The sequence below is a fragment of the Bradyrhizobium sp. ERR14 genome (assembly GCF_014198235.1).
Classification (GTDB): Bacteria; Pseudomonadota; Alphaproteobacteria; order Rhizobiales; family Xanthobacteraceae; genus Bradyrhizobium.
In genome coordinates, this window is sequence record NZ_JACIHD010000001.1 from 631,983 (window position 1) to 645,769 (window position 13,787).

The following is a 13,787-nucleotide window of genomic DNA, read 5'->3' on the forward strand; positions in this document are numbered from 1 at the left end:
CTTTGCAAGCGCAAGCGGCTTTGTTATACGCAGCCGCGCGCGAACGACTGGTTCGCCTTTTCCTCGGTAGCTCAGCGGTAGAGCATCCGACTGTTAATCGGATGGTCGCTGGTTCGAATCCAGCCCGGGGAGCCAAATCCTTCCGCAAGGTCAACGGGTTACGGGCGCATTCTCGCGCGATATGCAATCTTGTTGCCTTGCCCTCCGAACCGCGTTTTCGCGATCCCGGCTGGGAATCGCATTCAAGCAGATGTGTTGTGGGTTGGCCCCGTCACGCCATGCGGACGGCGCCAAATCGACTCAATTGAAATCGAGTTTCGCGATAGCCGGATCTTAACGGAGCTGATTCCCATGCCAGACATCCAGGTCGACCATATGGCCCCCTCGATTCTGCCGGCCGACATTCCCGAGCTCAGCGACGACGAATGCCTCGCCTGTCTGGCGCGTGCGGTCGAGACGCCCGATTCGGCGCGGCTGGATGAGGTCGCCGCTCTGATCGGCCGCCTTGCGGTGGCCATCGAATAATCCGTCCCGACCCTGATGCGGTAACATGCGGAGGCCTTAGCTGCGCAGGCTAACGGCCGTGTTGCGTTTTGGCCGTGCATGCTCCAAAGATGCCGCGAATTTCGTCCGCGGCATCGTCCGCCTTGCAGGGTCCGCAAATGTCCGGTTTCTCGACCGCGCGCCTCAAAATGGTCGATGGCCAGGTGCGCACCAATGACGTCACTGACCGTCGTGTTCTCGATGCCATGCTCACGGTTCCGCGGGAAGCCTTCGTGCCGGCCGACCGGCAGGCGTTGGCTTATCTCGACCTCGACCTCGACGTGAGCGAAGGCGCGGCCAAGCGGTTCCTGATCAAGCCGCAGCTGACCGGCAAGCTGCTCCAGGCCGCCGAGATCGGCGAGGGCGACAACGTGCTGGTGGTCGGCTGCGCCACGGGCTACCTCGCCGCACTGACCGCCAAGCTTGCACGCCAGGTCACCGCCACCGAATGCGATTCGGCTTTGGCCGCGAAAGCCAAGGCCGCCCTGAACCTTGCCAACGTCACCTGCAAGGCCGCGGCCTGCGCCGAAGGCGATCCGTCCGCCGCTCCCTTTGACGTGATCATCCTCAATGGGGCGACTGAGGTCGTGCCGGAAGCGCTGCTCGGGCAGCTGAAGGAGGGCGGGCGTCTGGTGGGGGTGTCGGCCGAATCGAGGCCGCCGCGTGCCATAATCGTGACCCATACCCATGGTGAATTCGGCCATCGGGCCCTGTTCGACGCTGCCGCTCCGGTCCTTCCCGGGTTGGAACGGGCTGCCGCCTTCGTGTTCTGACGGCCCAAAACGCGATAAAATCCCGTTCTGAATCAGAAGTGTGGCCGGGATGCTGCACGTAAAGAGTTTCCACCGAGAACTACCCTCAGGTAGTTCCGTCGCGCTTGACCGCGTCTTATGTTGCGGCGGGGCAACGACTCCACTCGTAGACGGTAACCCAGCTCGCGGGCACGAGCCGGGCGTTAGAATGAACGGAATTTTTGGGATGCATGGGGTGAAGCTCTTCACCGGAGCTGCGGTTTCGGTCCTGCTGCTCGCGCTTGCCGGGCCGACGCCTGCCTTGGCGGACACGATCGAGTCCGCGCTGGTGCGCGCCTATCAGAACAATCCACAGCTCAACGCACAGCGCGCCCAGGTGCGCTCGACTGACGAAAACGTGCCGCAGGCGCTCTCGGGATATCGCCCGAAGGTCTCGCTGACGGCGAGCGGGGGCATTCAGTACTCGGACTTCAAAAGCGCCTCCAACAGCGATCCGATTAACGGTAAAGGCTATCCCCGAAGCGTGGGACTGACTGCCACCCAGACGCTCTACAACGGTAACCAGACTGCCAACAGGACGCGCGCCGCGGAGAGTCAGGTTTCCGGCTCCCGCGAAGCGCTGCGCAGCCTCGATCAGAGCATATTGCTCCTGGCCGCCACGACCTACATGGATTATCTGCGCGACTCGGCGACGCTCGAAGTCCAGCGCAGCAACGTGCGGGTGCTCGAGCAGACGCTCAAGCAGACCCGTGACCGCTTCAATGTCGGCGAAGTGACGCGAACCGACGTTGCGCAATCGGAAGCACAGCTGGCGGCTGGCAGGACGCAGGCCCTGACCGCGGAAGCAAATCTCACCACGACGCGCGCGAACTTCCGCCGCATCATCGGCAACGAGCCGACGAATCTGGCACCCGGCTCGCCGGTGGATCGTTTCCTGCCCGCGACGCTCGCTGCCGCGGTCGAGCTCGGCCTCGTCGAGCATCCGAACGTCACCGCCGCGATGTTCGGCATTGACGTCAATTTCTTGCAGGTCAAAGTTGCTGAGGGCGCTCTGCTACCCACGGTCACCCTGCAGGCGGGCGTGACCCAGGCCTACGAACAATCCTTGATTCAGTACCGCTCGCTCAGCGCTTCCGCGCTCGCGCAGATCTCGGTGCCGATCTATCAGGGCGGTAGCGAATATTCGCTGATCCGGCAATCCAAGGAAAACCTGGCGCAGCAACGTCTCAACCTCGAAAACACGCGGGATCAGACCCGCGCGACCGTCGTGCAGTGGTGGGGTTCGCTGCAGGCCGGCAAGGCGCAGGTGCAGTCCGCGCAGGCGCAGGTGACGGCGTCCGAGATCGCGCTGAATGGCGTGCGCGAAGAGGCCAAGGCCGGTCAGCGCACGACCCTGGACGTCCTCAACGCGCAGCAGGCGCTGGTCAATGCGCGCGTCGCGCTGGTGACTGCGCAGCACGACCGGGTTGTTGCATCCTATAACGTCCTCGCCGCCGTCGGCCGTCTGGCGCCGCAGGTTCTCGGCCTTGCAACCACGGTTTACGATCCCAGCGTTCACTACCATCAGGTCCGCGATAGCTGGGCCGGCGTGCGTACGCCTGACGGGCGCTGATTCCCGTACTCGCCCGGTCGGCCTCATGAATTGCCGAGGCCGACCGGCGCTTTGCTTGCAATCATCAAAATCCCTGACATAGCCTTGCCAAGACGATGCGGGTCGATTCGCCTCGCAGTGATGCCGTGTGCGTAAAGCTTGAGTGCCGGGGGCAGGGGCGCACCGCTGCACGTTGAGCCGTGATCTGGGGACAAGTCGGGCTGCCGCGACGAAAATGTCGGGCCGCCCATCCGGAACCGGCCAATCCTGTCGTGCTTGGTGTAAAACAACGCATGCGAGGGCGTTGATGATGTGGAGTCGGAGATGACGCAGCCTGCAAAGGTCACAGAACCCTCGATGGAGGAGATTCTGGCCTCGATCCGGCGCATCATTGCCGACGATGAGGCCAAGCCGCCGCCGGCAGAGGCCGCAAAGCCCGCGCCAGCTCCTGCTGCGCCCGCACCCAAGCCGCAGGCGATGAACGACATTCCGCCCTCCAAGGTTGCCCCTGCCAAGCCTGCCGCTGAAAAACCTGCGCCACCTCCGGCCGCAAAGCCGGCAGCGGCCCCTCCGCCTGCGGCGGAGGCATCACCGAACAGCCAGGACGACATCGACGCGCTGTTGGCGGGGCTGGATACGGCCACAACCGCGCCGGAGGTCCGCGAGCCTGAGCCGGAGCCCGAGCCTGAGCCCGACGTGCTCGAATTGACCGACGAGATGGCGATGGATCCGACGCCGCCTCCGCCGCCGCCGAGCTTCCGCAAGGTCGAGCCGCGTGACGATCTCGAATTCGCCGAATCGCCGCCGCCGCGCCCGACGCCGTCCTACGCGCCGGTGGACTTCGATGCCCCGCCGCTGCCGCCGCAGCAGCCCATGCTCGCGCAGTCCACCGTCTCGGCGGTCGAATCCGCCTTCAACTCCCTGGCTCATACGGTGCTCAGCAGCAACGCGCGGACGCTGGAGGATCTGGTCAAGGAGATGCTGCGTCCGATGCTGAAATCCTGGCTCGACGACAATTTGCCGGGCCTCGTTGAACGCATCGTGAAGGCCGAAATCGAGCGGGTCTCGCGCGGCGGGCGCTGATACGGCCCTGCGGCCCCGATAAAGCCCTGCTCCTGCGGCATATTCGGTCTGCGGACCGGGCAGGAAAGCCTTTGCCGCTGAGCTTCCCGTTGACTTGACCCGCACACGCGGCTTTCTAACAGCCCCATGATCGAGAAAAATTACCAGCCCGCCGATATCGAAGCCCGCATGTCCGTGGTGTGGGAGGACAGCCTTGCCTTCAAGGCCGGCCGCCCCGACCGCCGCGACGCCGTGCCCTTTACCATCGTGATCCCGCCGCCGAACGTGACGGGCTCGCTGCACATGGGCCACGCCCTCAACAACACGCTGCAGGACATCCTGTGCCGGTTTGAGCGGATGCGCGGCCGCGACGTGCTGTGGCAGCCCGGCACCGACCATGCAGGCATCGCCACCCAGATGGTGGTCGAGCGGCAGCTGATGGAGCGCCAGCAACCCGGCCGCCGCGAGATGGGCCGCGAGAAGTTTCTGGAGCGGGTCTGGCAGTGGAAGGCCGAGAGCGGCGACACCATCATCAACCAGCTCAAGCGGCTCGGCGCCTCCTGCGACTGGTCGCGCGAACGCTTCACCATGGACGAGGGCCTGTCGAAGGCCGTCATCAAGGTGTTCGTCGAGCTGCACCGCGACGGCCTGATCTACAAGGACAAGCGGCTGGTGAACTGGGACACCAAGCTGCTGACCGCGATCTCCGATCTCGAGGTGCAGCAGACCGAGGTGAAGGGCCACCTCTGGTATCTGCGCTATCCGATCGAGGGCAAGACGTTCAATCCTGAGGATCCCTCGAGCTTCATCGTCGTCGCCACCACGCGCCCCGAGACCATGCTCGGCGATACCGGCGTTGCCGTGCATCCCGAGGACGAGCGCTATCAGAAGCTGGTCGGCAAAAACGTGATCCTGCCGCTGGTCGGCCGCAAGATCGCGATCGTCGCCGACGATTATTCCGATCCCGAGAAGGGCTCTGGCGCGGTCAAGGTGACACCGGCGCACGACTTCAACGATTTCGAGGTCGGCAATCGCCACGGCCTGCGCCGCATCAGCGTGATCGACAGGGAAGGTTGCCTCGATCTCGTCGACAACGAGGACTATCTGCGCGACCTGCCGGAAGGCGCCTCGCAATTCGCCGAGGAATTCCACAAGGTCGACCGCTTCGCTGCGCGCAAGCGCATCGTCGAGCGGCTTGAATCGTTCGGCTTCGTCGAGCGGATCGAGCCGCACACCCACATGGTGCCGCACGGCGATCGCTCCAACAGCGTGATCGAGCCGTACCTCACCGACCAGTGGTATGTCGACGCCAAGACGCTGGCAAAGCCCGCGATCGCGGCGGTGCGGTCGGGCGAGACGTCGTTCGTGCCGAAAAACTGGGAAAAGACCTATTTCGAGTGGATGGATAACATCCAGCCCTGGTGCATCTCGCGCCAGCTTTGGTGGGGCCATCAGATCCCGGCCTGGTACGGCCCCGATGGCAAGGTGTTCGTCGCCGAGACCGAGGAGGAGGCCGTCAGCCACGCGCTCGGCTATTACGTCGAGCAGGAGGTCATCACGGCCGAGCAGGGCCGCGAGATGGCGCTCGACCGCATCAAGCGCGAAGGCTTCATCACCCGCGACGAGGACGTGCTCGACACCTGGTTCTCCTCGGCGCTGTGGCCGTTCTCGACGCTCGGCTGGCCCGAGGATGCCCCCGAGGTGCAGCGCTATTACCCGACCAATGCGCTGGTGACCGGCTTCGACATCATCTTCTTCTGGGTCGCCCGCATGATGATGATGGGCATGCACTTCATGAAGGAGGTGCCGTTCTCGACGATCTACATCCACGCCCTTGTCCGCGACGAGAAGGGCGCCAAGATGTCGAAGTCGAAGGGCAACGTCATCGATCCGCTCAACCTGATCGACGAATACGGCGCGGACGCGCTGCGCTTCACGCTGGCTGCGATGGCCGCGCAGGGCCGCGACATCAAGCTCGCCACCAGCCGCGTCGAGGGCTACCGCAATTTCGCGACCAAGCTCTGGAACGCCTCGCGGTTCGCCGAGATGAACCACTGCGCCGTGCCCGATGGTTTCGAGCCGGCGAAGGCCAAGGAGACGCTGAACCGCTGGATCGCACATGAGAGCGCGCACACCACGCGCGAGGTGACCGAAGCCATCGAAGCCTATCGCTTCAACGATGCAGCCGGCGCGATCTACCGCTTCGTCTGGAACGTCTATTGCGACTGGTATGTCGAGCTCGCAAAACCCGTGCTGCTCGGCCCCGACAGCCCGGCCAAGGACGAAACCCGTGCCATGGTCGCCTGGGCGCGCGATGAGATCCTGAAGCTGCTGCATCCCTTCATGCCCTTCATCACCGAGGAGCTGTGGGAAGTGACGGCCAAGCGCGACGGTCTGCTCGCATTGGCGCAATGGCCGCTGAAGCCGGCCGAGCCGACACCGGAGCAGCTCGCAATCCTCGCTGCAGCGGCTGGACCGACCGAACCGCTGATGTCGCCGATGCTGGTCATGCCGATCTTCGACCACGCCGACTTCACCGATCCCAAGGCGGAAGCCGAGATCGGCTGGGTCATCGACCTGATCACGCAGATCCGTTCGGTGCGTGCCGAGATGAACATTCCGCCGGCAACGCTGACGTCGCTGGTGCTCGTCGGCGCCTCCGCCGAAACCAGGGACCGCGTGCCGCGCTGGACCGACGTCATCAAGCGCATGGCGCGGCTGTCGGACATCTCCTTCGCCGACCGCGCGCCTGACGGAGCGGTTCAGCTCCTCGTCCGCGGCGAAGTGGCCGCGCTGCCGCTGAAGGGTGTGATCGACGTCGCTGCCGAGCGCACGCGTCTCGACAAGGAGATCGGCAAGGCCGACGCCGATATCAAACGCGCCGAGTCCAAGCTCGCGAACGAGAAGTTCGTCGCCAACGCAGCCGAGGAGGTCGTCGAGGAGGAGCGCGAAAAGCGCGAGGCCGCGCTCGCGCGCAAGGCCAAGCTGCTCGAGGCGCTGGAGCGGCTGAAGCAGGCGTCGTGACCTCGCTGTCATTCCGGGATGGTCCGAAGGACCAGACCCGGAATCTCGAGATTCTCCGGTGCGCAATTGCGCACCGTAGTTCGCGTCTTCGTCGCGCCCCGGAACGACGACTACTTCGGAAACGGCTTGCTCAGAAACTTCGAGCCCCTGACGCCATAGCGCCAGGGCAGCTCGACGGCCTTGGTAATGCCGATCCGGATGCCGGCCACTACCTCGACATCGTCCGTCCGCGCATGCAGCGCGATCGGCGGCCGGTCCAGCGGCAGGGTGTTGTGCGCAATGGTGATGCCGAGCGCCTCGGTCAGCTTGCCGGGGCCCGAGCACAGCGCGTGCACATCCTGGAGATGACGGCGGCGGCGCATCGCGGCGATCCCGTGCGTCGGCTCCAGCGCGCGGATCAGCACGGCGCTCGCCGAGCCTTCCTCCTCGCAGACGAAGTTCACGCACCAGTGGATGCCGTAGGAGCGATAGACATAGGCAAAGCCCGGCGGGCCAAACATCACCTGGTTCCGCGGCGTCGGCCCGTTGTAGGAGTGCGCCGCCGGCTCGGTATGATGATAGGCCTCGACCTCGACGATGACGCCGCCGACGCCGTCGACCAGCATGGTCGCGCCAATCAGGTCCCGGGCGACCTCGCGGACGTCGCGGTCGAAAAAGCCGCGCTTGAGCAGCTTGCCGAGCCGCGGGGTGGAAGTCTTCGATACTGGAGCCATTCGAGGTGAGAATTGCCTGAGAACAGAGCAGGATATTGCCCATATCTGCCATGTTCCCTGAAGCGGCGCGAGCCGGGTTGCGATGCGGGGCGAGACCGACTAGGTAGGACCTGAACAGACCGGACATCCCATGGTCGTTATTGTCGATACCATCACGAACCCGCTGCGCCCGCGCCACCCCGAAAAGGTGAATCGTCCTGACTCCGCTTCGCCGCCGAAGCCGGACTGGATTCGCGTGCGCGCGCCGAACACCCGCGGCTACGCCGACACCCGCAACATCGTGCGGTCCAACGGCCTGCACACGGTGTGCGAGGAGGCCGGCTGCCCGAACATCGGCGAGTGCTGGGACAAAAAGCACGCCACCTTCATGATCATGGGTGACACCTGCACCCGAGCCTGCGCGTTCTGCAACGTCAAGACCGGCCTGCCCAATGCGCTGGATGCGGCCGAGCCTGAGAACGTCGCCGAGGCGACCGCCAAGCTCGGCCTTGCCCATGTCGTCATCACCTCCGTGGATCGCGACGACCTCGCTGACGGCGGCGCCGAGCACTTCGCCCAGACCATCCGCGCGATCCGCGCCGCGTGCCCCACGACCACGATCGAGATCCTGACGCCGGACTTCCTGCGCAAGGAGGGGGCGCTCGAGGTGGTGGTTGCCGCCAAGCCCGACGTCTTCAACCACAATCTCGAGACCGTGCCGTCGCGCTATCTCACGGTGCGGCCGGGCGCGCGCTATTTCCATTCGATCCGGCTGTTGCAGCGGGTCAAGGAGCTCGATCCCACCATCTTCACCAAGTCCGGCATCATGGTCGGCCTCGGCGAGGAGCGCCACGAGGTGCAGCAGGTGATGGACGATCTGCGCTCCGCCGACGTCGATTTCCTGACCATCGGCCAGTATTTGCAGCCGACCCGCAAGCACCACGCCGTGATGCGCTACGTGCCGCCGGACGAGTTCGCCTCTTACGAGAAGGTCGCCTACACCAAGGGCTTCCTGATGGTGTCGGCGAGCCCGCTCACCCGCTCGTCGCATCATGCCGGCGAGGACTTTGCGAGACTGAAGGCCGCGCGGGCCGCGACGGCCCGCTGAACCGCCATGCCCAAATTTTCGAGCAAGCGCCGTGTCAATCACAGCGCCACCGAGATGTTCGATCTGGTCGCCGACGTCGAGCGCTACCCGGAATTCGTGCCGCTCTGCAGCGCGCTGAAGGTGCGCCAGCGCATGGCCAAGCCTGATGGCACCGAGGTGCTGGTCGCCGACATGACGGTGTCGTTCAAGCTGGTCAAGGAATCCTTCACCAGCCGCGTGAGCCTCGACCGCGCCAATCTGAAGATCCTGGTCGAATATCTGCAAGGTCCTTTCAGCAACCTGGAAAATCGCTGGACGTTCGAGCCCAAAGGCGAGGGCGTCTGCGACGTCGGGTTCTTCCTGTCCTACGAATTCAAGAGCCGCATGCTGGCGCTGCTGATGGGCTCGATGTTCGACGCCGCCTTCGCGGGCTTCTCGACCGCGTTCGAGAAACGGGCGGACGCGATTTACGGGCGGAAGCTGGCGTCGTCGTAGGTGTCGATCGCCTGTAGCCCGGATGGAGCGAAGCGTAATCCGGGGCAGTTCGCGCGTCGAAGCACCGTCCCGGATTGCGCTTCGCTTCATCCGGGCTACGAGAATCGACTTCAATCCACCGCCTTCACCACATCGGGCGGCTGCGAGGCGTAATACGCCGCGGCCTGCTCGATCTCCTGCGGCGTCATTGCGCGGGCGATGTTGCGCATCTGCTGGCTGATGTCGTTGCGGCGCTCGCCGGAGGCGAAGGCGTGGAGTTGCGCCTTCATGTAGGCCTCGGACTGCCCCTCCAGCCACGGGCTGCCGGTCTTGTTGTCGAGGCTGCCGTGGCAGGAGCCGCAGGGCGCGATCCCGCGCATCGGCGCGCCGTAGATGACGATGTTGGGTTTCGGCAGTTGTGGCGTCGGGTGATAGGCCGGAAGCCGCGGCAGATAGGCGTAATAGTTCGAGAGATCGGCGATCTCCTGGTCTGTCAGGTTGACCGCAAACGGCGACATCACGGCATTGGTGCGCGCACCCGAGCGGAAATCGTGCAGCTCCTTGTAGATCACGGCCGCATACTGGCCGGCGAGATTGGGCGAGTCCGCGCGGCTGACGCCGGTCGGGCCATGACAGATCGCGCAGCGCTGCGCCAGCGTCGCGCCGCGGCCGATCGCCTCCTGGCTCGGACGTGACAACGTGTTCGAGGTCAGCACGACCCCGGACAGGCGTTTTGCCTGTTCGGGCGCCGTGACGCCGGCCGCACGCTGCGGTACGCCGGCGGCACTGCAGATCGCGTCCCAGACATTGGCGAACTGAACCCAGGGCTGCGCGAACGGCAGCACGATGAAGCCGGCAATCGCGGTGACGACGAGGATCGCGGCGGTGATGCCGACGCCAGTCCTGAAATGGCTGTTGCGGAAGGTGAAGAGGTCGCGCGTGCTCATCACTGCGCCCCCACATAGACGGCCGGCACCGAGGTGCCCGAACTCAGCGCCAGATTCAGGATCGGATAGCCGTAATTGGTCAGCGTGAGGCCGATCATCAGCGCCACCCACAGCGCATGGGTGTTGAGCGCGACCGGCACGGTTGTCGGCTGGTGCACGGCCAGCGCGAAGCGATAGGGCCCGGCGTCGGCCTGCGGCGCGCGCATGCCGCGCGCGAGGATGACGATGAACATGATGCCCGACGCCAGCAGGATGAAGCCGCCGATCGCCGAGAGGGTGACGGAGAGCGCCTGCGGCGCGATCGCGGGATCGCCGAAATCGAAATAGGCCATGCGGCGCGGCATGCCCAAAATGCCGACCCAGTGCCACGGGAAGGTCGTCACGATCATGCCGATGAACCACAGCCAGAGCTGGGTGCGGATCAGGCGGAGATCGATCAGCTCCCGGCCGGTCAGATGCGGCCACAGATCATAGGCGATCGCAAAATACATGATGACGATGGCGCCGCCGAAGATCAGGTGGAAATGGCCGGTGATCCACTGCGTGTTGTGGATCGAGGCATCGAGCTGATAGCTCATGTTGATGAGGCCGCCGGCGCCGCCGAAGCCGAGCATGACGAAGGAGAACGCCAGCGCCAGCATCATCGGGTTGTCCCAGGGCAGGGCCCCGATCCAGCCGAACATGCCGCGGCCGCCGCGCAGGCGCGCCGCGATCTCGACCGAGGCGCAGATCGTGAACACGGTCAGCAGCGTCGGCAGCGCAACCAGCGCGGTGAAGGCCGAATGGATGAACTTGAAGCCGGCGCCGACTTGCGGATCGGCGAAGGTGTGGTGCATGCCGATCGGCATCGACACCACCAGGAACAGGATGAAGGAGATCCGCGCCATCGAGTCGGAATAGACGCGGCCGCCGATCGCGCGCGGCACGATGGTGTAGTAGGCGATGTAGGTCGGCATCAGCCAGAAATAGACGATGGCGTGCAGCGTCCAGGAGAAGAAGACGCGGGCGAGGCCGGCATCGATGGTGGCCTTGAGGCCTGCCGCAACCGGAATGATCTGCAGCAGCAGCTCGAGCGCGGCGCCGACCGCGGTCCAGGCCCAGAGGTAGGAGCCGGCGACATTGGCGAACATGGCGAGCGGCACTGGCGCGCCGGGATTGGCCTTGCGCCAGACGCGCAGATTGACCGACATCAGCGCGACCCAGATCCAGGAGCCGACCACGACCAGGACGACGCCGAGATAATAGAAGACGTTGCCGATCAGCGGCGGATAGAAGGTGTAGAGCACCGAGGCGCGGCCGAGCGCGATCGGGATCACCGCCATGACGCTCCCGGCGACGATCAACCAGAATCCGGCCCAGGCCCAGCGCACACCGACCAGGCGCTGCTGTAGCGCGGACTCGCTGATGGCGTAGCCGAAGGCCATCGCCACCAGGGTCGGGAAGACGTAGCCCATCACCGTGCCGTGGGCGGTCAGCGAGCGGTAATAGAGCTCGGGGTTGGAGAGCCAGGTGCCGATCGGGCTGCGGATGAACATCTGCCAGGCGCCGAGCGTGAGCGCGATGCCGAATACGGCGAAGGCCAGCCAGAAATGGGCGAGGATGAGCTTCCTATTGACCAACACAGCTCAGCCTCCCGCCACCCTTCGCGCGATCGGCGAATTCAGTCTTGTCGATCACCTTGACCTTGCCCCACATGCCCTCATGGCCAAAGCTGCAAAACTCCTGGCAGGGCATCAGATAGTCGCCGGTCTTCGCGAAGCGCATCAGCTGCTCGGAGATGTAGCCCGGCACCAGCATGGTGTTGACGTTGGTGCCCTGGATCAGGATGCCGTGGACGACGTCGGCGCTGGTGGCCCGCAGCGTGATCGGCGTATCCGCGGGCACCACGATGCAGGCTGGCGTGAAGGAATATTGCTGGCCGATTGCGCGCACGGTGACATTGCCGTTGGCCTCCAGCACGCTGCCGAGATTGCTCTCGACGAATTCGCCGGACAGATGCAGGCGCGAGGGATCGGTGATCTCGACGCGCGGCTGCGGCATGGTCGCGCGATGGATGCCGGCGAAAGCCGCCAGCAGCGCCATCATCACGATGATGATCACGGCGATGGTGGCCCAGCGCCGCTCGACGCGGGCGGCGACCTCGGCGCTGTCGTGATGCGTTTCCTCTGCGCTCATTGCAGCGATCCGCGGGGCAGGAAGACGAACAGATAGAAGGCGAGCCACATCGCGACCACGCAGGCGGTGGCGATGCCGGCGAGCACGATCGCGCCGGACGGGCCTTGCGCGACGACCTCCTCGACGGCCTGGTCGGCGCTCGCGGGGCTGGTCGGCGGGTCGGAGTTGATCATGTGATTCTCAGTTCAGCGGTGCGGAGCGCAGCTCGTTGGCCTCGCGCGCCGAGACCGGCGTGCCGCGATTGCCCCAGGCGGTGCGGATGTAGGAAACGACGGCGGCGATCTCGTTGTCGGACAACAGGCCCGCGAACGGCGGCATGCCGTAGGGCATCGGGTTGCCCTTGGTGCCCGGCGGATAGCCGCCATTGAGCACCATGCGGATCGGATTGACCGCGGACTGCATCTCGATCGACTGGTTGTTGGCGAGCGGCGGCCAGTGCGGCGGCTTGCCTTCGCCCTGCGTGCCGTGACAGCTCGCGCATTGCTTGTCGTAGACGGTCTTGCCGAGGCTGATCAGCAGGCTGCTTTCGGTGGTCGGCAGCGTCGAGCTTGCCGGCGGCGGAGGCGAGGGCTCCGCAATGCCCTTGAGGTACACCGCCATCGCGCGGGTGTCCTCGTCATTGAGATATTGCAGGCTGTTGTGCACGACCTCGGCCATCGGGCCGTAGACCACTCCGCGCATGGAGACGCCGGTCTGGAGCAGGTCGGTGATGTCCTTGATGCTCCAGTCGCCGAGGCCGGCCTCGCGATTGGACGTCAGCGAGGGCGCGTACCAGTTCTGCATCGGGATCAGGCCGCCCTTGAAGGCATCCGATTGCGAGGTGCCGCCGAGCGCATTGATCGGCGAATGGCACATGCCGCAATGGCCGAGGCCCTCGACGAGATAGGCGCCGCGATTCCATTCCGCCGATTTCTTCGGATCGGGCTTGAACTCGCCTTCGCTGAAGAACAGCGTGCGCCATCCCAGAATGAGCTGCCGGTTGTCGTAGGGAAAGCGCAGTTCGTGCGGCTTGTTCTTCTGGCTCACCGGCGCGATCGAGCGCAAATAGGCGAAGATCGCGTCGCTGTCGGCGCGCGTCACCTTGGTGTAGGACGCGAACGGCATGGCCGGATAGATCAACCCGCCGTCCGGGAAACGGCCGCTGTGCATGGTCTTGTAGAAGTCGTCGGCGCTCCATTTGCCGATCCCGGTATCCGGGTCCGGCGTGATGTTGGAGGTGTAGAGTGTGCCGAACGGTGTCGGCATGGCGCGGCCGCCGGCGAACAGGCGGCCTTCCGGCGCGGTGTGGCACGCCGTGCAATCGCCGGCACGGGCGAGATATTCACCGCGGGCGATGATGTCGCTGCTCTTGTCCTGCGCCTGCGCGGCCGTGGTGAGCGCGGCGAGGGCCAGGAGCTTGATCGGTAACAGTGCGGTCGACAGTTTCGAGCCCATCATCCG

General features: G+C 65.1%; 13 protein-coding genes and 1 tRNA gene. 8 read left to right on the forward strand and 6 right to left on the reverse strand.

What is annotated here, in order from left to right; all coding sequences use genetic code 11:
• Window positions 1-60: 60 nt before the first annotated feature.
• The 6 genes from GGD62_RS03170 (at window position 61) to GGD62_RS03195 (ending at window position 6,972) form a co-directional block, all read left to right on the forward strand.
• Window positions 61-135: transfer RNA gene (locus GGD62_RS03170), tRNA-Asn, on the forward strand.
• Window positions 136-351: 216 nt separating this feature from the next.
• A complete protein-coding gene (locus tag GGD62_RS03175) occupies window positions 352-525 on the forward strand; it encodes a hypothetical protein (protein WP_018320416.1) in 174 nt (57 codons plus the stop codon).
• Window positions 526-662: 137 nt separating this feature from the next.
• A complete protein-coding gene (locus tag GGD62_RS03180) occupies window positions 663-1,316 on the forward strand; it encodes a protein-L-isoaspartate O-methyltransferase (RefSeq protein ID WP_092258300.1) in 654 nt (217 codons plus the stop codon).
• Window positions 1,317-1,521: 205 nt separating this feature from the next.
• Window positions 1,522-2,907, forward strand: a complete 1,386-nt coding sequence (locus GGD62_RS03185) for a TolC family outer membrane protein (RefSeq protein WP_179731376.1) — start codon at window positions 1,522-1,524, stop codon at window positions 2,905-2,907.
• Window positions 2,908-3,210: 303 nt separating this feature from the next.
• Window positions 3,211-3,969, forward strand: a complete 759-nt coding sequence (locus GGD62_RS03190) for a PopZ family protein (protein WP_183707022.1) — start codon at window positions 3,211-3,213, stop codon at window positions 3,967-3,969.
• A gap of 126 nt (window positions 3,970-4,095) precedes the next feature.
• Entirely contained in the window at window positions 4,096-6,972 is a 2,877-nt protein-coding gene (locus tag GGD62_RS03195) for a valine--tRNA ligase (RefSeq protein WP_183707023.1), read from the forward strand.
• Window positions 6,973-7,082: 110 nt separating this feature from the next.
• On the opposite strand, the gene GGD62_RS03200 is transcribed toward GGD62_RS03195, so the two are convergent.
• Window positions 7,083-7,685, reverse strand: coding sequence for a DNA-3-methyladenine glycosylase (locus tag GGD62_RS03200; protein WP_183707024.1), 603 nt, complete (start codon window positions 7,683-7,685; stop codon window positions 7,083-7,085).
• Window positions 7,686-7,815: 130 nt separating this feature from the next.
• On the opposite strand from GGD62_RS03200, the gene lipA reads away from it, so the two are divergent.
• Both lipA and GGD62_RS03210 read left to right on the forward strand, forming a co-directional pair.
• Window positions 7,816-8,772, forward strand: a complete 957-nt coding sequence (lipA, locus tag GGD62_RS03205; RefSeq protein ID WP_183707025.1) for a lipoyl synthase — start codon at window positions 7,816-7,818, stop codon at window positions 8,770-8,772.
• A 6-nt stretch (window positions 8,773-8,778) separates the two neighbouring features.
• Window positions 8,779-9,246 (forward strand): type II toxin-antitoxin system RatA family toxin, encoded by a 468-nt coding sequence (locus GGD62_RS03210; RefSeq protein ID WP_183707026.1) that lies wholly within the window; start codon window positions 8,779-8,781, stop codon window positions 9,244-9,246.
• 110 nt (window positions 9,247-9,356) lie between these two features.
• On the opposite strand, the gene GGD62_RS03215 is transcribed toward GGD62_RS03210, so the two are convergent.
• The 5 genes from GGD62_RS03215 to GGD62_RS03235 are packed head-to-tail and all read right to left on the reverse strand — an operon-like array spanning window position 9,357 to window position 13,784.
• Window positions 9,357-10,172, reverse strand: coding sequence for a c-type cytochrome (locus GGD62_RS03215; protein ID WP_026202358.1), 816 nt, complete (start codon window positions 10,170-10,172; stop codon window positions 9,357-9,359).
• Window positions 10,172-11,794 carry a b(o/a)3-type cytochrome-c oxidase subunit 1 gene (locus GGD62_RS03220; protein ID WP_183234246.1) on the reverse strand — a complete coding sequence of 541 codons (1,623 nt, stop codon included), beginning with the start codon at window positions 11,792-11,794 and terminating at the stop codon, window positions 10,172-10,174. Before GGD62_RS03220 ends, GGD62_RS03215 begins: the two co-directional genes overlap by 1 nt.
• Window positions 11,781-12,347 (reverse strand): cytochrome c oxidase subunit II, encoded by a 567-nt coding sequence (locus tag GGD62_RS03225; protein ID WP_038946743.1) that lies wholly within the window; start codon window positions 12,345-12,347, stop codon window positions 11,781-11,783. The genes GGD62_RS03220 and GGD62_RS03225 overlap by 14 nt, the downstream gene beginning before the upstream one ends.
• Window positions 12,344-12,520, reverse strand: coding sequence for a hypothetical protein (locus GGD62_RS03230; RefSeq protein ID WP_018320427.1), 177 nt, complete (start codon window positions 12,518-12,520; stop codon window positions 12,344-12,346). Before GGD62_RS03230 ends, GGD62_RS03225 begins: the two co-directional genes overlap by 4 nt.
• Window positions 12,521-12,527: 7 nt before the next feature.
• The gene (locus GGD62_RS03235) at window positions 12,528-13,784 is read right to left on the reverse strand and encodes a cytochrome c (RefSeq protein ID WP_409333929.1); all 1,257 of its coding nucleotides are present in this window, start codon (window positions 13,782-13,784) and stop codon (window positions 12,528-12,530) included.
• Window positions 13,785-13,787: the final 3 nt, after the last annotated feature.

Bases quoted from the DNA above. Each gene is read 5' to 3' on its own strand.
- GGD62_RS03180 (WP_092258300.1), top strand. From the start codon at position 663: ATGTCCGGTTTCTCGACCGCGCGCCTCAAAATGGTCGATGGCCAGGTG.
- lipA (WP_183707025.1), top strand. From the start codon at position 7,816: ATGGTCGTTATTGTCGATACCATCACGAACCCGCTGCGCCCGCGCCAC.
- GGD62_RS03200 (WP_183707024.1), bottom strand. From the start codon at position 7,685: ATGGCTCCAGTATCGAAGACTTCCACCCCGCGGCTCGGCAAGCTGCTC.
- GGD62_RS03185 (WP_179731376.1), top strand. From the start codon at position 1,522: ATGCATGGGGTGAAGCTCTTCACCGGAGCTGCGGTTTCGGTCCTGCTG.
- GGD62_RS03235 (WP_409333929.1), bottom strand. From the start codon at position 13,784: ATGATGGGCTCGAAACTGTCGACCGCACTGTTACCGATCAAGCTCCTG.
- GGD62_RS03215 (WP_026202358.1), bottom strand. From the start codon at position 10,172: ATGAGCACGCGCGACCTCTTCACCTTCCGCAACAGCCATTTCAGGACT.
- GGD62_RS03210 (WP_183707026.1), top strand. From the start codon at position 8,779: ATGCCCAAATTTTCGAGCAAGCGCCGTGTCAATCACAGCGCCACCGAG.
- GGD62_RS03190 (WP_183707022.1), top strand. From the start codon at position 3,211: ATGACGCAGCCTGCAAAGGTCACAGAACCCTCGATGGAGGAGATTCTG.
- GGD62_RS03225 (WP_038946743.1), bottom strand. From the start codon at position 12,347: ATGAGCGCAGAGGAAACGCATCACGACAGCGCCGAGGTCGCCGCCCGC.
- GGD62_RS03175 (WP_018320416.1), top strand. From the start codon at position 352: ATGCCAGACATCCAGGTCGACCATATGGCCCCCTCGATTCTGCCGGCC.
- GGD62_RS03195 (WP_183707023.1), top strand. From the start codon at position 4,096: ATGATCGAGAAAAATTACCAGCCCGCCGATATCGAAGCCCGCATGTCC.
- GGD62_RS03230 (WP_018320427.1), bottom strand. From the start codon at position 12,520: ATGATCAACTCCGACCCGCCGACCAGCCCCGCGAGCGCCGACCAGGCC.